The 20169-nt window shown below is 60.0% G+C and carries 14 protein-coding genes; 10 read left to right on the top strand and 4 right to left on the bottom strand.

Going from position 1 to position 20169, the window contains the following annotated elements:
* Positions 1-304 precede the first annotated feature (304 nt).
* Genes ruvX through gshB form a run of 3 tightly spaced genes read right to left on the bottom strand, consistent with a single transcriptional unit; the run spans position 305 to position 2564 of the window.
* Positions 305-736, bottom strand: coding sequence for a Holliday junction resolvase RuvX (ruvX, locus tag ACXAE6_RS02830; protein WP_475144205.1), 432 nt, complete (start codon positions 734-736; stop codon positions 305-307).
* Positions 733-1611, bottom strand: a complete 879-nt coding sequence (locus ACXAE6_RS02825) for an energy transducer TonB (protein WP_475144203.1) — start codon at positions 1609-1611, stop codon at positions 733-735. Before ACXAE6_RS02825 ends, ruvX begins: the two co-directional genes overlap by 4 nt.
* Positions 1611-2564, bottom strand: a complete 954-nt coding sequence (gshB, locus tag ACXAE6_RS02820) for a glutathione synthase (RefSeq protein ID WP_475144201.1) — start codon at positions 2562-2564, stop codon at positions 1611-1613. The genes ACXAE6_RS02825 and gshB overlap by 1 nt, the downstream gene beginning before the upstream one ends.
* Positions 2565-2854: 290 nt before the next feature.
* Between gshB and ACXAE6_RS02815 the strand changes: the two genes are divergently transcribed.
* The 6 genes from ACXAE6_RS02815 (at position 2855) to ACXAE6_RS02790 (ending at position 13575) form a co-directional block, all read left to right on the top strand.
* Positions 2855-3235, top strand: a complete 381-nt coding sequence (locus tag ACXAE6_RS02815; protein WP_392800408.1) for a response regulator — start codon at positions 2855-2857, stop codon at positions 3233-3235.
* Between the two features lie 63 nt (positions 3236-3298).
* Positions 3299-3676, top strand: coding sequence for a twitching motility response regulator PilH (pilH, locus tag ACXAE6_RS02810; protein ID WP_392799065.1), 378 nt, complete (start codon positions 3299-3301; stop codon positions 3674-3676).
* Between the two features lie 10 nt (positions 3677-3686).
* A complete protein-coding gene (locus tag ACXAE6_RS02805; RefSeq protein WP_475144197.1) occupies positions 3687-4229 on the top strand; it encodes a chemotaxis protein CheW in 543 nt (180 codons plus the stop codon).
* Between the two features lie 58 nt (positions 4230-4287).
* Entirely contained in the window at positions 4288-6384 is a 2097-nt protein-coding gene (locus ACXAE6_RS02800; RefSeq protein ID WP_475151700.1) for a methyl-accepting chemotaxis protein, read from the top strand.
* 254 nt (positions 6385-6638) lie between these two features.
* Positions 6639-13109, top strand: a complete 6471-nt coding sequence (locus ACXAE6_RS02795; protein WP_475144195.1) for an Hpt domain-containing protein — start codon at positions 6639-6641, stop codon at positions 13107-13109.
* On the top strand, positions 13099-13575 hold the full coding sequence (locus tag ACXAE6_RS02790) for a chemotaxis protein CheW (protein WP_475144193.1): 477 nt from the start codon (positions 13099-13101) through the stop codon (positions 13573-13575). The genes ACXAE6_RS02795 and ACXAE6_RS02790 overlap by 11 nt, the downstream gene beginning before the upstream one ends.
* Here ACXAE6_RS02790 and ACXAE6_RS02785 read toward each other — a convergent pair.
* Positions 13552-16452 (bottom strand): class I adenylate cyclase, encoded by a 2901-nt coding sequence (locus ACXAE6_RS02785; protein WP_475144189.1) that lies wholly within the window; start codon positions 16450-16452, stop codon positions 13552-13554. The two genes, ACXAE6_RS02790 and ACXAE6_RS02785, sit on opposite strands and share 24 nt — an antisense overlap.
* A gap of 183 nt (positions 16453-16635) precedes the next feature.
* On the opposite strand from ACXAE6_RS02785, the gene ACXAE6_RS02780 reads away from it, so the two are divergent.
* The 4 genes from ACXAE6_RS02780 to cdd all read left to right on the top strand — a co-directional run bounded on the left by ACXAE6_RS02780 (position 16636) and on the right by cdd (position 20018).
* A complete protein-coding gene (locus ACXAE6_RS02780) occupies positions 16636-17361 on the top strand; it encodes a response regulator (RefSeq protein ID WP_392799079.1) in 726 nt (241 codons plus the stop codon).
* Complete coding sequence (locus tag ACXAE6_RS02775) at positions 17361-18806, top strand: ATP-binding protein (RefSeq protein WP_475144183.1); 1446 nt, start codon at positions 17361-17363, stop codon at positions 18804-18806. Before ACXAE6_RS02780 ends, ACXAE6_RS02775 begins: the two co-directional genes overlap by 1 nt.
* Before the next feature lie 94 nt (positions 18807-18900).
* Positions 18901-19611: a purine-nucleoside phosphorylase gene (gene deoD / locus ACXAE6_RS02770; RefSeq protein WP_475144180.1), complete on the top strand. Its 711-nt coding sequence runs from the start codon at positions 18901-18903 to the stop codon at positions 19609-19611.
* Between the two features lie 2 nt (positions 19612-19613).
* A complete protein-coding gene (cdd, locus tag ACXAE6_RS02765; protein WP_475144176.1) occupies positions 19614-20018 on the top strand; it encodes a cytidine deaminase in 405 nt (134 codons plus the stop codon).
* The last annotated feature ends 151 nt before the right edge of the window (positions 20019-20169 follow it).

The following is a 20169-nucleotide window of genomic DNA, read 5'->3' as shown; positions in this document are numbered from 1 at the left end:
CATCCAAGCCGGTACGTTCGGTGGTGCTGGCTCGGGCAGACCCGGCGCCTGACGAGGGCCGCTGTGAATACATCCCTGTAAGCTTGACGGCAGCATCCATGCTGCCGACACCCTCCTCAAGCGCCGGGTCTACCCGAGCCGGAGCCTTTGGTGGTTTTGGCGCAGCCACTACGTTCGGTGGTGCTGGCACTGCCAGCGACCATTCCTTCCGGGGGCCGCTGTAAATACCTCCCTGTACGCTAGACGGCAGCATCCATGCTGCCGACACCCCCTGCAGGAATGGCTGCTGACAGTGCCGGTCTCGTTAGTCGACTTTGGCACGTTGCAAAAAGGTTTCCAAAATCAACTGAGCCGCAATGCTATCCACCTGTGCCTGCCGTGCCTTGCTTAAACTTTTGCCGCGTTCGCCCAGTTGGGCGCGGGCTTCGCGGCTGGATAAGCGTTCGTCGACGGCTTCGGCTGGCAGGCCGTAACGGCCGTGCAGGCGCTTGCGGAATTTGTTGGCGCGGGTGCCCATTTCGCTGTCGCTGCCATCCATATTGTAGGGAATGCCGACGACAAAACCGGCCGGTTTCCATTCTTTGACCAAAGCATCGATGTCGTCCCAGTTGGGAATGCCATCGCGGGCGCGCAGCGGTGGCAGCGGGCTGGCCGTTTGGGTCAGATGCTGGCCGGCGGCGACGCCGATCCAGGCGAGGCCGAAGTCGAAACCCAGCCAGCGGCCGTCGTTACTCATGAGTCCTGCCGGCCGAAGCGGTTGTCGGTGCGGAACTGCCAGGTGCGGATGATTTCCAACTGGTCGTATTCCTGGCGCATCTCCAGCGTAAATGGCTCGAACGGTGCGGCTAAATGCACGATGCGCTGCGCGGCCTGGTCGAGCACGGCGTGGCCGGAACTGCGGGTCACACTGACATTCGCCAGGCTGCCGTCGGCGCGAATGGTCACCGCTAAACGGACGTTGCCGGTCAGGCGTTGCTGGCGCGCCGCCTGCGGGTAGTTCTGGTTACCGATGCGTTCAATCTCTTCGAGCCAGCTGTAGACGTAAGCGGCATCGAGTGACTGGCGCGCGGAAACGGCGGTCAGCGTTCGGGTGCGCGGTGCCTTGGCGAGGTTCTGGCGGCTTTCGTCGAGCATGGCGCGCAGCGTGGCGATGTCGCTGACCTGGCTGACCAGCAGGGCGGAGTCGCTGGCCTGGCTAGGGTCGGTGATGGCTTCTTCGCTGGGTTGGTTGTTGATGCTGCGTTCGCTGTCGCCCGTTGTAGTCACCAGGGCGCGCTGGGCATCCTGCGCTGCGAAACTGATTTGCTGGACTTCCGGCGTGGTGCGGAAAATCCGGTTGTCTTCGATCTCGGCCTGTTCGGTCGAGGTCAGTTGAGCTTTGTCTTCCTGGGTGCCGCTGCCTTGCTGATTGGCGTCGGCCAGGAAGTCGGCTTCATCTAAAGGTGTGCTGGTGTCGCTGGCGTGTTGCGCCAGCGTTACATCCAGCGTCGGCGGCAGTTGGCGAGGTTCGGGATTGCTAAAGCCAATGCCGAAAATCACCAGCGCATGCAGGCCGACCGCCAAGAAGAGCGTAAAACTGAGGCGGTCGACCGCGCCGACGCTGACTGCCATCAGTTCAGGCCTCGCTTGGCGGCGATCACGTCCATCAGCTTGCCGGCGATGTCGGTGTCGAAGGCGTTGTCGATTTCGCGGATGCAGGTCGGACTGGTGACGTTAATTTCGGTGACGTAGTCGCCGATGACGTCGAGGCCGACGAAGATCAGCCCGCGTTTTTTCAGCTCCGGTCCGATGTGCTCGGCAATGGCGCGATCACGCTCGCTCAACGGCTGGGCGCGGCCGGTGCCGCCAGCGGCCAGGTTGCCGCGGGTTTCGCCCTTGGCGGGCAGGCGCGCCAGGCAGTAGTCGATGGGTTCGCCGTCGATCATCAGGATGCGTTTGTCGCCATCCTTGATTTCCGGCAGGTATTTTTGCGCCATCGTCTGTTGCTGGCCGTGCTCGGTCAGCGTTTCGATGATCACCGAAACATTGGGATCGTCGGCTTTTAAACGGAAGATGGAGCTGCCGCCCATGCCGTCGAGCGGCTTGAAGATGACGTCGCCGTGCTCCTGGTGAAAGGCTTTCAGCCGGGCGGCATCGCGGGTAATCAGGTGCGGCGGGGTGAAGTCGGTAAAGGCGGTGGCGTAGAACTTCTCGTTGCAGTCGCGCAGCGCTTGCGGCTTGTTGACGATCAGCACGCCTTGCTGCTCAGCGCGTTCGAGCATATAGGTGGCGTAGATGTATTCGTTGTCGAACGGCGGGTCTTTGCGCATCAGGATGACGTCGAGGTCGGCCAGGGCTGTGGTGGTCGACTCACCGAGGTCGTAAAAATGCTCAGGATTGCGGTGCACCTGTAATGGCTGTGTCGTCGCCATGGGTTTACCGTTGTCCAGGTAGAGATCGGTCATCGTCATATAGTGGATGTTCCAGCCTCGGTCCTGGGCGGCCCAAAGCATGGCCAGGGTGCTGTCCTTTTTGTAGGTCACGGCTTCGATGGGGTCCATGACGACGCCGATGTTCAGACTCATCTGTAGGTTTGCCTTAAGCGTTAATGTGGGGGCTATGGTAATGGATGCCGTCGATGGCAAAAACAACTGCGTGCTTTTGCCTTTCTCAGGCTGCACTGCTTTGCTGTCAGGGCGTGCTGGCGCGGCCTTCATATAGCGAAAGCGGGCGATCTGTGATACAAGAATTGACGGTTTTAGACGCGCTTTAGCAGCACTTTCTGCCACCGCTTTGACGGCAGAAAGGGGGTGTTGAGCCCGCTTGAATGCGCCGAATCGACAACGTCAGGCAACAGTCGCCCTGGGATGATGCCATGGATTACAGCTACGAGAGTCTGACGGTCATGGTCATTGATGACTCCAAAACCATCCGCTTCAGTGTCAGCCGGGTGTTGCTGGATGCTGGCTGCCAGGTGGTAACCGCTACCGATGGTTTTGATGCGCTGGCCAAAATTGCCGATTCCAAGCCGGACATAATTTTTCTGGATGTAATGATGCCGCGACTCGATGGTTATCAAACCTGTGCGCTGATCAAGAACAACAGCCGGTTCCGCGAAACGCCGGTGATTATGTTGTCGAGCAAAGACGGTTTGTACGATCAGGCGCAGGGCAAGATTGTTGGCTGTGATCATTACCTGACCAAGCCCTGTGCCGATGCGGATCTGTTGCAGGCCATTCGCGATTACGTTCAATAACGAAGATACTAACCTCTGTACTTGCGGGCCGGTGCCCGCTTCGATCGAATCAATAGGAAGCTCATGGCACGTGTTCTGATAGTAGACGATTCCCCAACTGAGACGTATGCCTTCCAGGGCATGTTGGAAAAGCACGGCTATGAGGTGCTGACCGCCGATAATGGCGCCGACGGCGTTGCTCTGGCGCGCCAGGAATTGCCGGATGTGGTGTTGATGGACATCGTCATGCCCGGCCTCAATGGTTTCCAGGCCACGCGCCAGCTTACCAAGGGCAGCGACACTGCCCATATCCCCGTCATCATCGTCACCACCAAAGATCAGGAAACCGATCGCGTCTGGGGCAAACGCCAGGGCGCCAGTGGTTATCTGGTTAAGCCGGTGACCGAAGATCAGTTGGCTGCCGTTATTGCCGGTGCGCTGACTGGTAACACCCAGGACTGATTGCGCCACCATGGCGGACCAGACGCCCCTGCAACTGCTGCGTGATATGGCGCAGCGCTGTCACCTTCAGGCCGCCGGCCTGCCCGAAGGCACCGATATGGATGCCGCCTGGCACGGCATCGGTTTTCGCCTCGGGCAGCAGTCACTGGTGGTGGCCATGTCCGAAGTCAGTGAAATCCTCCAGGCGCCGCCAACCACTCGCCTGCCCAATGTACAGCCCTGGGTTTTAGGTGTCGCCAATGTGCGCGGCCGCTTGATTCCGCTGCTCGATCTGAACCGCTTTTTCGGCTTCAGTGATGCAGGTCCGAGCCGGATCGGCAAGCCGGTGCTGGTGATGGAGCAGGGTGAGCAGACCGACGGCCTGCTGGTCGAGGCGCTCGATGGCGTGCAGCATTTTGACGACACCGATTTCAGCGCTGCGTTACCTGAAGTTGATGAGCGCTTAAAACCTTTTGTTCGCGGCCAATACCGACGTGATCAGCGCAGCTGGGCGCTGATCAGCCTGGCAGCGCTCTATGCCGATCACCGTTTTCAGGCGGTGGCGCTGTCGTGAAGGTAATGAGCTATCTGCCCTGTTCGTGCCAGCCGTTTAGCCATTCTGAGGCCCGATGATGAAGCATAACTCCGGCAACGTTCTGGCCATTCTTAGCACCAACCGTCAGTTGGGTCTGCTGCTGGTGGCTTTGCTGGTGGTGATTCTGAGCTTGGTGGCTTTGGTGGTGCAGAACGTCCGGCTCAATCGCTTTGATCAGGATCTGCTTGATCAGGTCGGCGAAATGCGCGTGCTGTCGCAGGAGATTGCCAAGAACGCCTCCGAAGCCTCGGCCGGCCAGGCCGATGCCTTTGCCTTGCTGCAGCGCGCCCGTGATAACTTCCAGGCGCGTTACGACTATGTGCTCGACGGCGATGACAGCACCGAAACGCCAGCGCTGATTGAGCACGCGGCCAACATCGATACCGACCAGCTGGCGCGGGTCTGGGGACCGGTCAGCGACAACGCCAGCCGCATTATTGAATCGCGCGAGACCATTCTGAACCTGCTTGCCACCGCCGAAGTGCTGGCAGCGCGGGTGCCGGAAATGCAGGTCGAGTATGACGAAGTGGTCGATATCATGCTGCGCGGCGATGCCGAACCGGAACAGGTGGCGCTGGCGACCCGGCAGATCTGGCTGGCCGAACGCATCATGCGCTCCATCAACCGCGTGCGGGTGGGCGGCGAAGGTGCGGTGGTTGCGGCCGATACCTTCGAACGTGATGCCGCTCGCTTTCAGCAGGTGCTGAACGGCATGCGCGTTGGCAGTGACCGGCCGCGTATCGTCCGGGTTGACGATCCGGCGGCGCGGGAAACGCTCGATGAAATCGGCCGCTTGTTTGATCGGGTGTCGCTGTCGGTCAATGAGATCATTGCCACTTCGCCGGAGTTGTTTGCGGTGCGTGCTTCGGCCGCGGCTATCTTTATCGATTCCCAACGTTTGCTGGAAGAAACCTCGGCACTGGCGGCGCGCATTCAGCAGGAAGCCAATCAGCGTCCGCTCAGCAGCACCTGGCTGCTTTACGGCCTGGGCGTGCTGGCCCTGATGTTGGTGATGCTGGCGGTCTTTGTCATCGTGCGCGACACCCAGCGTGACTTGCGCGAAACCGCAGCGGCCAACGAACAAAACCAGAACGCCATCCTGCGCCTGCTCGATGAGTTGACCGATCTGGCCGATGGCGATCTGACCACCCAGGCGTCGGTGACCGAAGACTTTACCGGCGCCATTGCCGATTCCATCAACTTCGCCATCGACCAGATGCGCCAATTGGTCTCATCCATTAATTCCACCGCCGTGGAAGTGTCGTCGGCGGCCCAGCAGACGCAGGCCACGGCCATGCATCTGGCGGAAGCGTCCGATCATCAGGCGCATGAAATTGCCGGCGCCTCGGCGGCGGTCAACGAGATGGCGGCGTCGATCGATCAGGTATCGGCCAATGCGCTGGAATCGGCGGGTGTGGCCGAGCGTTCGGTGGGCATCGCCAAGAAGGGTGCCGATGGCGTTCAGGCGACGATCAGCGGCATGGACAACATTCGCGAGCAGATACAGGACACCTCCAAGCGCATCAAGCGGCTGGGCGAGTCGTCGCAGGAGATTGGCGATATCGTCTCGCTGATCAACGACATCGCCGACCAGACCAACATCCTGGCATTGAACGCCGCCATTCAGGCCTCTATGGCCGGTGACTCCGGCCGTGGTTTTGCCATCGTCGCCGATGAAGTTCAGCGCCTGGCCGAACGCTCCTCGGCGGCCACCCGCCAGATTGAAGCGCTGGTCAGCACCATTCAGAACGACACCAATGAGGCGGTGATCTCCATGGAACAGACCGTTGCCGAAGTGGTGCGTGGCGCCAACCTGGCACAGGATGCCGGCGTTGCACTGGAGGAAATTGAAACGGTATCGCGCAATCTGGCTGACCTGATTCAGACCATCTCCAATGCCGCGCGCCAGCAGGCGTCGTCGGCCGGGCATATCTCCAATACCATGAATGTAATTCAGGAAATCACCTCTCAGACCTCGGCCGGAACCAACGCGACCGCGCGTTCCATTGGTAATCTGGCGCAGCTGGCGCGCGATCTGCGCTCCTCGGTCGCCGGCTTTAAACTGCCAGCGGCAGAGGAATACCCCGAGGTGCCCTTCCTGCCGGCGCTGGATGATGATGGCACGGTGCGCTGATGGCATTGCCGGCGATGCTCACAAAACGCCATCGCGCATTACAGCCAGCGCAACTGGCGCCGATAACCCAGTGTCGAACCGAGCCAATCGGGTTGAATTGGGCAGAGCGCTGAACTTGAGTCAGAATACCGGCTTAAGTGCGAACAAGACGCTCGCCTGGCATGGACGCCAGGCGGCTGAAACAGGCTTTACCACCGCTAAGTCTGCCTGCGTCGATGGGCGGATAATCGATACGCAATACAAGGGGTAACGGCATGGTCGAGCGCCGTGATTACATAGCATTGGAATGGGTTCGGGGGGAGATCGACAAGACCCTGCGAACGGCCACGGACGCGCTGCAACGCCATCTCGATACGCCCGATCCCGCTGCCTTACAGAGCAGCGCCCAGGCCTTGCACCAGATCAGCGGTTCGCTGCAGATGGTGGAATGCCACAGCGCCTCGCTGCTGGCTGAAGAGCTGGAACACCTGAACCAGGCCTTGCTTGATGACGAAGTTGAGGCAACCTCGGACGCGGTGCAAAGGCTGCTCGACGCCAGCGCTCAATTGCCGGTTTATCTCGATCGTCTGGCGCAAGGCCAGGACGACAGCCGGGCATTGATCTTACCGGCCGTTAATCAGCTGCGCGCCGCACGTGGCGAAGACGAACTCAGCGAAGCGGCGCTGTTTCATCCGGATCTGGATGCGGCCAATGTCACCAGCGACCACTCCGGCATCGAACTGTTCCGGCAAAACAATGTGCTGCAACTGGTGCGCAAGCTGCGTCAGATGTACGAACTGGCGCTGCTGGGCTGGCTGCGTGAGCTGGATGTCGAGGCCAATCTGAATTATCTCGGCAAGGCGGTGTCGCGGTTGGCGCTGCTGACAGAGAAAACCCCAGTTGCTGCGCTGTGGCGCATCAGTGATGTCTTTACCTCGGCACTGGCGTCCGGCCGATTGGCGCGCAGCGCGGCGGTGGTCGAGTTATTACGCCAGCTCGACACCGAACTCAAACACCTGCTGGAAAACCCGGTGGAAGTGGTCAGCCTGCCGCCGGATGATGACCTGCTCAAAGAACTGCTCTATCAACTGGCTCAGGCCGACAGTGAACAATCAGCCCCGGCCGCAGCGCCGTCCGCCGATGCAGAGCCGTCAGCCGAAGCAGAGCCTGCCCCAGAGACGACCGAAACAGCCCCGGCCGCTGTTCAGGCCGCCAATGAAAACCGCCCGTCCGGGCTGAGCCCGGCCCAGGACGCCATCATTCAGGACGCCAGCGCTGGTCTGGAACGCGTTAAGGATGCGCTGGCCGAATTTGCCGAATCCCGCTGGGATACCGCAACACTGGCCACCATTCCGGCCGAGATGGGTTCGCTGCGTTCTGACCTCGACGAAGTGCCGCTGCCGGAAGCCGATGAAGTGCTGCGCTGCATCGATGGCTATATCAGCCAGCAGCTGATGGTCGACGACGAGGTGCCTGAAGCCACCGATATGGACGCCCTGGCCGATGCCATCATCGGCGTCCAGTACTACCTGGAACAGCTGGCGCGTGAAGGCGCGGCCGATGTCGGTCTGCTGGAAAACGCCGCCGAAGCCATCACCTCCCTGGGCTTTCCGGCTGACTTGCAGGCCGCCACGGGCAGTGATCTGGATGAGGATCTTGATGGCGTGTTCAGCGCCATGGAAGCGGACGACGATTTCAGCTCGGTGCTCGATGATCTGGACGGCTTTAACGCGGCGTCGGCGCACGAAGAACCCGATGCGCTCACCAGCCTGGAAATGGACGCCGGCGATGTGCGCGGCCCGGCTGACGACGCAGACAGCCCGGAGGATGACAGCGACGAGGCTGTCGAAGCGCTGGATATCGACGGCATCGACAGCTGGTTGGCCGAAGCGGAATCGAGCTTTGCCACCGATCCGGAACTGGATGATATCGACGGCGATGACAGCGATGACGAAACCGCCGCCGACGAAGCCGCGCTGGAACAGATGGGTAGCGGCTCGGTGGATGCCACCGCTGAGACAGAGGCAGAAGGCAGCAACTACGACGCCGCCGATTTCGATAATCTGCTCAGCGAAGACGGCGACGATTCCAGCGACGATGACAGCAGTCTGGACCGCGTTGACGAACTCGACGAAGCCGGCGTAGCCAATCTGCTGAACGATGATGGCGAAGACCTTGATGACCTCGCCGATCTTGACGCACTGCTGGAAAACGATGATGACGACGAAGACGCCATCAGCGCCGACGAACTCGATGAAATAGCGGCCCTGGCCGCCGCCGCTCTGGACGATGACGACGAGGACGAGGAACTCGACTTAACCGATGCCATCGACAACGCCTTCGAAGTCGATGACGAAGAGCTGGCGCTGGAAGACCTGCCGCTGACCGACCTGGAGTTGGCCAACCTGGGCAACAGCGATGACGACCTAAGCTCACTCGATACGCCAGACTCCGGCCTGACTGACCTCGATCCCCGCGATCTGGAACCGACCGATCTGGACCCCAGCGACCTGGATGGACTGGCGCTGGAACGCGCCATCGATGCCGACCTGGTTGCCGCCGATATCGTCGACATCTTTATCGAAGAAGTCGGCGAAGTGCTCGATACACTGGCCGAACATTACCCGCGTTATCGCGATCAGGCGGATGACAGCGAAGCGCTGGGCGAACTGCGCGGCGCCTTCTACACCCTGAAAAGCAGTGGCGAACTGGCCGGTGCTGAAGTCATCGGCGAAACCGCCTGGGCGGTGGAAAACATGCTCAGCCGCTTGATCGACGGCACTATTTCGCGCAGTGATGACCTGTTGCAGGTGCTCGAAGGCGTGATCGACGAATTGCCGGCGCTGGTGGCCGCCTATCAACAACGCCAGGCGCCCGATGCCCGCCGCGCTGACGATCTGGCCGACAAAGCACATCTGCTGGCGCGCGGTCAGCCAGTCGACTGGAACGCCAGCAGCGAGGCCGATGCTGCCGGGCCCGACGCTGACGAAGACGCTCAAACCGCCGAATCCGATGACGAACTGCTGGCGGTGTTCCAGCAGGAACTGGACGAACACCTGGAATTTGTCGAGCACTTCCTGGAAGAAGCCGATACCGATCAGCCGGTGCCGGAGCGTTTGCATCGCGCACTGCACACCATCAAAGGGTCGGCACGGATGGCCAGTGTCGACGCCGTTGCCGATCTGGTACTGCCGCTGGAACAGCGGGTGCGCGAACTGAACGAACAACGCCAGCCGCTTAATGCACCGATGATCGAACTGCTCAATGAAGGCGTGCGCCGACTGCGGGCGGCGGCCGACGGTCGCGGTGAACCGGACGATCTGGACTTTATCGACCGGGTGGTGCGTGCCAGCGGTCCGGCAACCGAGCTGGAAGCAGAGTTTGACGCAGAAGCAGCCGGCGACGCCGAAACGCCGGCCGAGCCGCCGACCACCGACCTCAATTCACTGCTGATGTCCAAGGGCGTCGATACGCTGCTCGAAGCGCCGCGCACCTTTCAGCAATGGCAGACGGATGGCGAGCCGGGCGAGGCGGTGGAAACGCTGGGCCATGAATTGAACCGGCTGTCGGAACAGGGGCGCGATCTGAATCTGCCGCCGGTGGTGGAAATGAGTCGCGGCCTGGCCTTGATGATCGAAATGGCGCTGGCCGGTGAAGTCGAGCCCGATGATGATTTCTTTGCGCTGGCCCAGCGTGGTCAGGAAAAACTGATCGAACAGCTGGATCAGCTGGCCGCCGGTCAGGATGTCTCGGTTGACAGCGATTTTGTGACCCAGCTGCGCCGCTACCGGGCTGATGCCGATCCGCTGAATCAACCGCCACAGCGATTGACGCCGATGGACACCATGATCCGTCACGACCTGATTCCCGAAACCGGCGATCAGCCGCCCGCCGATGCGAGTGCAGCAACGCCCGACCTCAGCGAGGCCGAAGAAGTCTTCCGGGTCAGCGGCGACAGCGAACTGGTGGATATCTTCCTCGAAGAAGCCCGCGATCTGGTCGACAGCATGCAGACGGCCCTGGAACAGTGGGAAGCCGACACCACCAATACGTTGGCGGTGGAAGGCCTGCAGCGCGATCTGCACACCCTGAAAGGCGGCGCCAGCCTGGCCGAGATCGAACCGGTGTCGGAGCTCGCGCACGAGATGGAATCGATGTACGAGGGCCTTAGTCAGGGAAAGTTGCAGCCCAGCAAGAGATTGCTGGGACTGATGCAACGCAGCCAGGATCAACTGGCGACGATGATCCAGCAGATCACCACGAGCCGGAGCTGCCGGTCGGCGAAGAGCTTGATGGAGACGATTCGTCAACACAGCAAAGCGACGCCGAGCCGGACGAAACCGACGTTGAAGACGACGAAGAAGCCGACGACGGCGCCACTGGCCGAAGCTGATGTCAGTGCGCACACCGCTGTGTCTGTTGCGCCTGGGGTAAAGGGCTCGGCCGATGAGGTCGACCTGGATATTCTCGACATCTTCGTCGATGAAGCGGCTGAGTTACTGGTCGAAATCGAACAACTGCTCGAAGCCTGGCAGGCCGATCCCACCGATGCCGAACCGCCGGCGGAGCTGATGCGGGTGCTGCACACCCTCAAAGGCGGCGCCTACCTGTCCAAGCTGAAACGCCTGGCTGATCTGTGCCATGAGTTCGAGACCGAGGTGGCACAGGCCGAAGCCGACCCAAGCCTGCTCAATGATGCCTTTTTCGCCGCCATGCTGGCGCGCCAGGACCGCTTGGTGCAGGGCGTCGACAGCATGCGCACCCTGCTCAGTCGCGATGACAGCCCGCACGATTTCAGCCCCAGCGTTATGCCACAGGCAGCGGAGACATCGCCCAACCTGGACACCACTCCCGACGTCGCCGCTGCGCCAGTGACGCGCGCACCCAGCCAGGACAGCATCAAGGTAAACGCCGACCTGCTCGAACGACTGGTGAATCTGGCTGGAGAGTCCTCCATTGTGCGGGCGCGGCTGGAACAGGAAGTCAGCGATTTCCAGTTCACCCTGACCGATATGGACGCCACGCTGGAGCGGCTGCGTGAGCAGGTGCGGCATCTGGATATGGAAACCGAGGCGCAGGTGCTGTTCCGTCAGGAGCGTGCCATCGACAAAGGCGATGCCGACTTCGATCCGCTGGAAATGGATCGCTATTCGCACATTCAGCAGTTGTCGCGCTCGCTGCTCGAAGCCAGTTCTGACCTCAGCGATTTGAAAGACACCCTGGCCGATAAAAGCCGCGATACCGAAACCTTATTGCAGCAGCAGGGCCGGCTGCATTCGGAACTGCAAGAAGGCCTGATGCAAACGCGGCTGGTGCCGTTCAGCCGACTGGTGCCGCGGCTGCGGCGCATGGTGCGGCAGCTGTCTTCCGAGCTGGAGAAGGAAGTCGAATTCAGCGTTGCCAATGCCGAAGGCGAGGTCGACCGGACGGTGCTGGAGCGGATGATTTCGCCGCTGGAACACATGCTGCGCAACGCTGTCGATCACGGCATCGAAACACCGCAACAGCGCCGCGATGCCGGTAAAGCAGCGCAGGGGCAGATTGAATTAAGCCTGGCGCGCGAAGGCGGCGACATCGTGCTGCGGCTGAGCGACGATGGCGCCGGTCTCGATGTTGAGCGCATTCGCCAGCGTGCCGAGCAAATGGGGCTGATCAACAAAGACACCGCGCTGGATGATCACGCCATTATCCAGCAGATCCTCGAACCGGGGTTTTCCACCGCCGAAGCGCTGACCCAGGTGTCCGGTCGCGGCGTTGGCATGGATGTGGTGCACGCCGAAGTCAAACAGCTCGGCGGCAGCATGAGCATCTCTGGCCGGCCGGGCGAAGGCAGTCAGTTCACCATCCGGCTGCCCTTTACCGTGTCGGTCAATCGCGCCCTGATGGTGCGTATCGACAGCGATTTTTACGCCCTGCCGCTGAGCACCATCGAGGGCATCGTGCGGGTGCCAGCCCAACAGCTGGATGCCATGGCGCGCGGGGAACAGCCCGGTTTCGATTACGCCGGTACCCGTTACCAAACGCTCTATCTCGGCGCTTTGCTCGATGCCGGTCAGGTCGCTGAGCTCAGCGCCGACAACACAGCGGTGCCCTTGATTCTGGTGCCCGGCAGCGATTCGACCCAGCCGGTGGCGCTTTATGTGGATCAGTTGCTGGGCTCACGCGAGATCGTGGTAAAAACTCTGGGCCCGCAATTCAGCGCCCTGGCCGGCGTCTCCGGCGCCACCATTCTCGGCGATGGTTCGGTGGTGGTGATTCTCGATCCGGCGGCGCTGTTGCGGCATCGTCCGGTCGATGCATCCCAGTTGGCGCCGTTGCTGCGCCGCAGCGCCAAAAACACCACGCCGACATCAGCTAGCCAGACGTTGAACATTCTGGTGGTCGACGATTCGGTCACGGTGCGCAAGGTCACCAGTCGGTTGCTGGAGCGTCAGGGCTGGCATGTCTGGCTGGCCAAAGACGGTCTGGAAGCGATTCAGTTACTCCAGGAGCAGCCTGTCGATGTGATGCTGCTGGATATCGAAATGCCCAATATGGATGGCTTCGAAGTCGCCCAACAGGTGCGTCACGATGAACGTCTGCAGCGGTTGCCGATTATTATGATCACCTCGCGCACCGGCGCTAAACATCGCCAGCGTGCCCTGTCGATTGGCGTCAATGAATACCTGGGCAAACCCTTTCAGGAAGATGTGCTGCTCGACTGTATTGCGCGCCTTTGCGCGCCGGTGACCCGCGATGACAACTGAATTTACAGCACCGCCAGCTGATGAACGGCTGGCGACTTTCTGGGTGCCGATGCAGCAAAAAAGTCTGGTGGTACCGCAGGTGGCCATTGCTGAAGTCATCGCCAATGCCGATCTCACGCCCGACCCTAAGGCACCGGACTGGTTGCTGGGCTGGCTCGATTGGCGCGCTCAGTCGGTACCGGTTATCAGCTATGAAATGGCCAACGGCCAAACCCTGGCAGCCGATTCAGCCGGCACTCGCCTGGCGATATTCAATGTTTTATCCGCACAGAACGAAGCGCTGTTTTTCGGGCTGCGCATTCAGGGCATACCGCGGCTGCTGCGGTTGAGTGATGCCGAAGTGAGGGAAGACAGCCTGGCGCATCGGGCACCGATGCAACGCATGGCGGTGATCACTCAGCTGGGCAAGGCCAGTATTCCTGATCTGCAGGCGTTGGCGGAGTTAGCGGCGACGCTGCGCCGCTGATTGGATCGGCACCGGCCTGTTGTTGTCTGTCGGCTCAGGCGATGCCTGCTGTTGCATGGCTTCATTGATGCGGTGTTCCAGCCGCAGCTTGTAACGCAGATAGTGAATGCTCTGCGCCTGACCATTGGGCAGACTGGCGATAACCCGATCGGACAGGGTCAAGTCGGTAATGTGCAGTGGGCCAGGGGCGCCGGGGTCACGTGAACGCCGCACCTGATCGGCGACCTGAGTGAAGAATTCATCGCCCAGTTCCTGGCTGGAAAATTCCTGATCGTTACACAACAGCAGATATTCCGGGCTGCCATCCGCTCCCAGTTCCATCACCGCCGGCACATGGGTGTCGTACTTGGCTTCCAGCAGGGTCGAGGTGCGCATCCGTTTCATGCTGGGAATACCGCTCGGCAAGAGCGTCATTTCGTAGCATTGAATGGGCGTGGTGCCCGGTGGCAAATCGCTGTCGTGGGCGTGCAAGCGATGCTCAGTCACCTTCAGAAAACGCAGCAGCGAGGCCAGCAGACTGGTTTTGCTGAGCACCGCCTGGCGGAAGCAAAACAGTGAGCCGTTTTCATCGATGACATAGACCGTCGCGATGCGTTTGCTCACCTGATAAACCAGGGTAACGCCTTCCTCTTCCTGCTGATCGATAACCGCACGCAGGCGGTTTTTATCGGTTTCGAAATGGCGGTCCGGCAACAGGCGACTGCGTCTTGGTTGCTCCTGACCGAGCCAGTCGATCAACTCATCCTCGGTATCGAAACTCAGACTGTTGAGCTGACGTTTGTTGATGGTCAGCGCCTGATACTGCTCACCCAGGTTGTAGAGAAAACGCACGGGCTGTCGGCGCGCCACGTCATACAACGCTGAAACCGCATCCTCGAACAGATCCTGGATGCGTTTGGCGATGGCCGAAGGTCGGGTCTGGTTATGACAGAAGGATTCCAGCAACGGCCGGTGCACGTATTTCTGCCGCGCCAGCAGCGACAGCAAAAAATGAATCGACTGTGGCAGCGCATCGACCTGATCGAAATGTTCCACCACCACCTCGCCCCAGGAATTGATCACCACCATATCGATGCTGGCGACCAGGTTTTCGCGCAAGGAACTGAAATCGAGGCTGTTGGAGCGGGCGGAAATTTTCTGCAGTCCGCGCCGGGTCAGATGCTGCAGCGGATCGCAACCGAGGTTGGAAAACAGCAGGACGCGTTCCACCTGTGCCGGCCGGTAAAAACTCGCTTGCGGCACTGGAGGCATGCCCAGCGGCAGCGATTGACGCAGATCGGCGAGCGTCTTGCGCACTTCAAAGTTGGTGACCGAACTGTATTGCGAAAACACCGGTATGTGCAGGTGGGCCGCGAGCAGGCCGTTCAGGTGACACCACAGCATGGTCTCCAGCAGACCACTGGATTTTTTCAGGGTGCTGCCGATCTGGCCGTTGGGTAACTGACTGTGCGCCACCCAGTAAGACGGCTTGCCTTTGCGCGGGCCGACTTCCTTGATGCGGATTTTTTCGTGGCTCAGGTCGACTTCGTGACCGAAGCTGATGAAGTCAATTTTGCCGCGCCGGCGATCAAAAGCGGCGTGCAGTTTGCGGCTGAGAATCAGCAGATCCTGCTGGCTCATCATATGATTGCTTTGATGCTCGGCGGCAAATTTGGTCAGGAAACGATAGGACCGCGTCAGCTCATTAATCAGCAGTTTGCGTTCGGCCATGATGTCCTGAATCGGCCAGCCGGTGTGGCCGTCCAGATAAGCCAGGTAATCGCTTTGCCAGCCCCACTCCTTGGTCAGCTCCGCCATCAGGGCGCGGCGCCAGGTGCTCGACTTGGCCGGTTTCGACAGCGGTATGCCGGCTTTGAAATAGAAACAACGGCGGATCAGTTCCAGCCGACTGGTTTCATTTTGCTCGCTTAAATAGCGTTCGATGCGCCGGTACAGCATGACGTAGGGATCGAGTTCGTTGAGTTCGACGGAGCCATGATGAATGGCGCTTTTATACTGGTGCGCCAGGCTGGTGACCTGGGGAAATTCGCGCGCGTAGACTTCCAGCAACAGCAATTTGAGCACCGACTTGTGCGGTGAATCGATGCCTTTGTACAGCTGCCACATGCCGGCGCCGATAAATTCGCCAGCCGGCAGCGATGGCAGCGCGCCAAAATCGATCGACTCTTCCAGCCGGGCGACGCCACGACCGCGAAATTCCCGGACCAGGGTTTCGTAACGATCCTCCTGATCGGACGGCACAAACCACCAGGCCGGTGGCGCGCCAGCCAGCAATTGGCCAGTACGATAGAATTCATCGAGCAACAAAAAATGCTGGGTGGAGCCGCAGTTTTCGCCGGTCAGCGAGCGCTGATCACCGGCTTCAAACTGCTGGGAGTTCATCAAAAAGAAGTGCACTTCCAGATTAAAGCCTTCGGCCCAGAGGCTGATCATCTCGGCTTTGGTTTCCAGCAGATCGATCTGGCGCGGCGTCAAATCGGGCCGGTAGCACAGCCAGATATCCAGGTCGGAACTGGTCGATTGCGCCACTGAGCCAGACGAGCCCATCAGATAGAGGCCGGAAATTTGCGGGTTCAGGGCGCGGGCGGTGCCAGGCCGGGCGGAGAAGTTGATCGCCTGCAGCAGATTCAGTGTGCCCTGGGTGGGCTGGTATTGAATTACGCCGGTAGGCACGTCCGGTTCGACAAAATAGCCCGGTGAACCGCGCAAATGGGTGTGGAACAGCAGCGGCAGCAGTTCCAGGCATTGTTTCTGTTTGGTCTGCAGGCTTTCGCGCAGGCGCGTCAAACGGCCCTCGTTGATGGCCAGAAAGCGATCGCGATAGGTGCGCAAAGATTGTTGGGCGGGCGCCGGGGCGGCCTGAGCTTTTTTGACCACAACTGAGCTCGAATACGCGGCAGACAGTCCTCCAGTGTAATTCATTTTTTGCGTTTGAACCGAGGCCGTCGTCTCATTCGTGGTCGCAATGATATACTTTGCGGTCCAAATGGCCGGCGAGCACCGTTAGACTTTCGCGCCGGGCCAAGTCTGGCTTTGTGAACGGCAAGCAGTGGGACCAAGATGCACGCAGAACAACAAAAGCGCATCCTGGTGGTGGACGACGACGAAGATATCCGCAATCTGCTCAAGGAGTATCTTGAGAAGAATGGCTTTGTGGTCGTCACCGCCGCCGATGGGCAGCAAATGCGCCAGTACTGGCCGCATGAACGACTGGATCTGATCGTTCTCGATATCATGATGCCGGGTGACGATGGCTTCACCCTGTGCAAGGAAGTGCGGGCACGTTCGCGCGTTCCCATCATCATGTTGACCGCCGGCTCCGATGAAACCGATCGCATTATCGGTCTGGAACTGGGCGCCGATGATTACGTCGGCAAACCCTTTAATCCGCGTGAATTGCTGGCGCGCATCAAGGCGGTGTTGCGGCGCTATGACGAAACCCCGGACAGTTCGCCGCTCGATGCCCGTCAGCGGCTGCGCTTTGGTCGGTGGCTGCTCGATCTGACCAACCGCGAACTCACCGACCCGGACGGCACCGCCCATTCGCTCAATGGTGCCGACTTCAATTTATTGCGGCTCTTTGTCAGCCGGCCGGGCGAGGTGCTCAGTCGCGATGATTTGAGCAACGAACTGCGCGGCCGCGATTCGTCACCCTTCGATCGCTCCATTGACGTTCAGGTCAGTCGCCTGCGTTCGCGCCTGCACGATGATGGCAAGTCACCGCAGTTGATCAAAACCGTGCGCGGTGCCGGCTATATCCTGACGGTGCCGGTCTCGCCTGAATAATGCCGCGCTTCAGCTTCACTTCTTTATACAGCCGCCTGCTGGCGCTGATGGTGCTGGGTTTGATCAGCGCCTTCAGTTTCAGTAACTACGTCTGGCTGTATTTTCTCGAAGGTCAGCGCCAGCAGCAGGGCGAATCGATGGCGCGCGATATGGCGTTTTCGGTGGGTTCGACCATGGAATTTATCCGCGCCTATCCACGCGACTATCGGCACCTGATCATCAACCAGTTGCGCGATATGGGCGGCTCCCGCTTTCTGGTGTCGGTGAACGACAACTTTATTCCGGTCGAACCGATTCGCGACAGCCTGGCCAAGCAGCAGTTTCTCGATCAGTTTCAGCGCTCCATTGAAGAAAAACTTGGTCAGCGCCTGGCCGACCTGAACGTCGAATTTGCCGATCCACGGTTGCTGCACGTCTATGAAGCCGACATCCGTCTGGTCGACCTGCCACCGCGCTGGGCGCAGAACACCCTGATTCTGGAGCCCGATCCGCCACCGGTGCTGGTGGCGCAAGTGCCGGTCGGAGAAGGCGAATGGCTGTATCTGGCGGGTTTGTTGCCCGATCCCTACTTCCTGTCTGAAAACGAATACCTCGATCAGGGGCAGTTGTTTTTTCTGATCATTCTGTTGGTCGTGCTGGTGACTATCGCCTGGTTTGTGGTGCGCTGGATGACCCGGCCCTTGTCGGATCTGGCCACGGCGGCGCGCCAACTCGGGACCGATATCCATCTGGCGCCGCTGGATGAAAAGGGCACTCGTGAAGTGAAGGAGACCGCGCGCGCCTTCAACCTGATGCAGGAGCGCGTGCTGCGTTTCGTCGACGATCGCGAACGGCTGTTTTCGGCCATCTCACACGATCTGAAAACCCCCATCACCCGGTTGCGCTTGCGCGCCGAAATGATGGATGACGAAAACAGCGTCAAACCCAGCATGATCAAGGATCTGGAAGAACTGGAGGCCATGGTCAAGGGCGCGTTGGATTTGGGGCGCAGCACCGATGTGCACGAAAATACCCATCCGATCGACATCAACCAGATGGTCAATACGCTCAAGGATGACCTGGCCTTGCTCGGTTATCCGCTGGAGATTCGCGGCATGGCGCGCTGGCCGTTTTACGGCAAACCGCTGGCGCTGAAACGCTGTCTGTCGAACCTGGTCCACAACGCCGCTTTTTATGGCACCCAGGTAAAGCTGGAGATTGTCGACAGCCGACAGGAGCTGAAAATCTATGTGGTCGATAACGGCCCGGGGATTCCTGAAAGCGAGATCGACAAGGTGTTCGAACCCTATGTGCGTCTGGAAACTTCGCGCAACCGCAACACCGGCGGCGCCGGTCTGGGCTTGAGCATCGCGCGCAATATTGCCCACGCTCACGGCGGTCAGTTGAAACTGCGCAACCGCATCAGTTCGGGTCTGGAAGCGGCGGTGTTGTTGCCAAGACGGTGAATGGTCGCCTGATGCTGAGTGGCTGGTCGCGCTCGCGGCAAGCCGTTATAGTGCTGCAAGTTGAACATTTGGTCAGAAAATTCACGAGGACTCTATGCCTACTCCCCATATCAATGCCAAGGCCGGCGATTTCGCCGAAACCGTGCTGATGCCGGGCGATCCGCTGCGCGCCCAATACATCGCTGAAAACTTCCTGCAGGACGCCAAGCGCGTCACCGATGTGCGTTCCATGTTTGGCTATACCGGCAGCTTTGATGGCAAGCCGGTGTCGGTGATGGGTTCGGGTATGGGCGTGCCATCGATTTCCATCTACGCCAAAGAACTGATCACCGAATACGGCGTGAAAAACCTGATTCGCGTTGGCACCTGCGGCGGTATTGGTGATGACATCAAGCTGCGCGATGTCATCATCGCCAGCGGCGCCAGTACCGATACCGGCGTCAACCGCACTCGTCTGCTCGGTTACGACTTCGCTGCTACCGCCAGTTATCCGCTGCTTGAAGCGGCGGTAAACAGCGCGCGTAACGCCGGCGTCGAAGCCCAGGTCGGCAATGTGTTTACTTCCGATCTGTTTTATTCGCCTGAAGAAGCGCTGATCCCGACACTGCGCAAGATGGGCATTCTGGCGGTGGAAATGGAAGTGGCTGGCCTGTACGGCGTGGCTGCTGAATACGGCGCTAAAGCGCTGGGCATTATGACCGTCAGCGACCACATTGTGCGTGGTGAAGCGACCAGCTCGGACGAGCGCCAGACCACCTTTAACGAGATGATCCAGATCGCCCTCAAAGCGGCTGTGAGTCTGTAATCATGGCAGCTCCTGGCGATCTGAAAGCGGCGGCCAAAGCGGCGGCGGCCAATGCTTACGTGCCCTACAGCGAATTTCCGGTCGGTGCTGCGCTGCGCACCGCCGACGGCCGCATCTTCAGCGGCTGCAATGTGGAAAACCGCTCCTATCCGCTGGGCATGTGTGGTGAACGCACCGCCATTGGTACGGCGGCGTCGGCGGGTGTGCGGCCCGGCGAAATCCTCGAACTGGTGGTTTATATGCCGGGCACCAATCTGTTTTCGCCCTGCGGTGGCTGCCGTCAGGTGATCGCTGAATTTATGCCCGCCGATGGCAAAATCTGGGCGACCAACGACGTCGATGGTCTGCGCGAATGGACCGCCACCGGACTGCTTCCGGACGGTTTCAGTTTCGACGGTCTGGGCTGACCGAGCGGTCAAAAAGCGGAAATAAAACTACAACTTAAACGTTTAGGCCCGGTCGATCGCCGGGCCTTTTTCGTCATTAAATTTCTTTTCCACCTGAAACCGTTTTCCGTGCTTGTACCACCCTTTGGCGCCGGTATAGTCGCTGCTACCG

Source organism: Saccharospirillum sp. ABV4_185 (assembly GCF_056159245.1).
The sequence above is the reverse complement of the archived record's forward strand: the minus strand, read 5'-3'. Positions and strand labels throughout refer to the sequence as shown.

Coding starts and splice junctions, on each gene's coding strand:
- ruvX (WP_475144205.1), bottom strand. CDS start 736: ATGAGTAACGACGGCCGCTGGCTGGGTTTCGACTTCGGCCTCGCCTGG.
- ACXAE6_RS02825 (WP_475144203.1), bottom strand. CDS start 1,611: ATGGCAGTCAGCGTCGGCGCGGTCGACCGCCTCAGTTTTACGCTCTTC.
- gshB (WP_475144201.1), bottom strand. CDS start 2,564: ATGAGTCTGAACATCGGCGTCGTCATGGACCCCATCGAAGCCGTGACC.
- ACXAE6_RS02815 (WP_392800408.1), top strand. CDS start 2,855: ATGGATTACAGCTACGAGAGTCTGACGGTCATGGTCATTGATGACTCC.
- pilH (WP_392799065.1), top strand. CDS start 3,299: ATGGCACGTGTTCTGATAGTAGACGATTCCCCAACTGAGACGTATGCC.
- ACXAE6_RS02805 (WP_475144197.1), top strand. CDS start 3,687: ATGGCGGACCAGACGCCCCTGCAACTGCTGCGTGATATGGCGCAGCGC.
- ACXAE6_RS02800 (WP_475151700.1), top strand. CDS start 4,288: ATGAAGCATAACTCCGGCAACGTTCTGGCCATTCTTAGCACCAACCGT.
- ACXAE6_RS02795 (WP_475144195.1), top strand. CDS start 6,639: ATGGTCGAGCGCCGTGATTACATAGCATTGGAATGGGTTCGGGGGGAG.
- ACXAE6_RS02790 (WP_475144193.1), top strand. CDS start 13,099: ATGACAACTGAATTTACAGCACCGCCAGCTGATGAACGGCTGGCGACT.
- ACXAE6_RS02780 (WP_392799079.1), top strand. CDS start 16,636: ATGCACGCAGAACAACAAAAGCGCATCCTGGTGGTGGACGACGACGAA.
- ACXAE6_RS02775 (WP_475144183.1), top strand. CDS start 17,361: ATGCCGCGCTTCAGCTTCACTTCTTTATACAGCCGCCTGCTGGCGCTG.
- deoD (WP_475144180.1), top strand. CDS start 18,901: ATGCCTACTCCCCATATCAATGCCAAGGCCGGCGATTTCGCCGAAACC.
- cdd (WP_475144176.1), top strand. CDS start 19,614: ATGGCAGCTCCTGGCGATCTGAAAGCGGCGGCCAAAGCGGCGGCGGCC.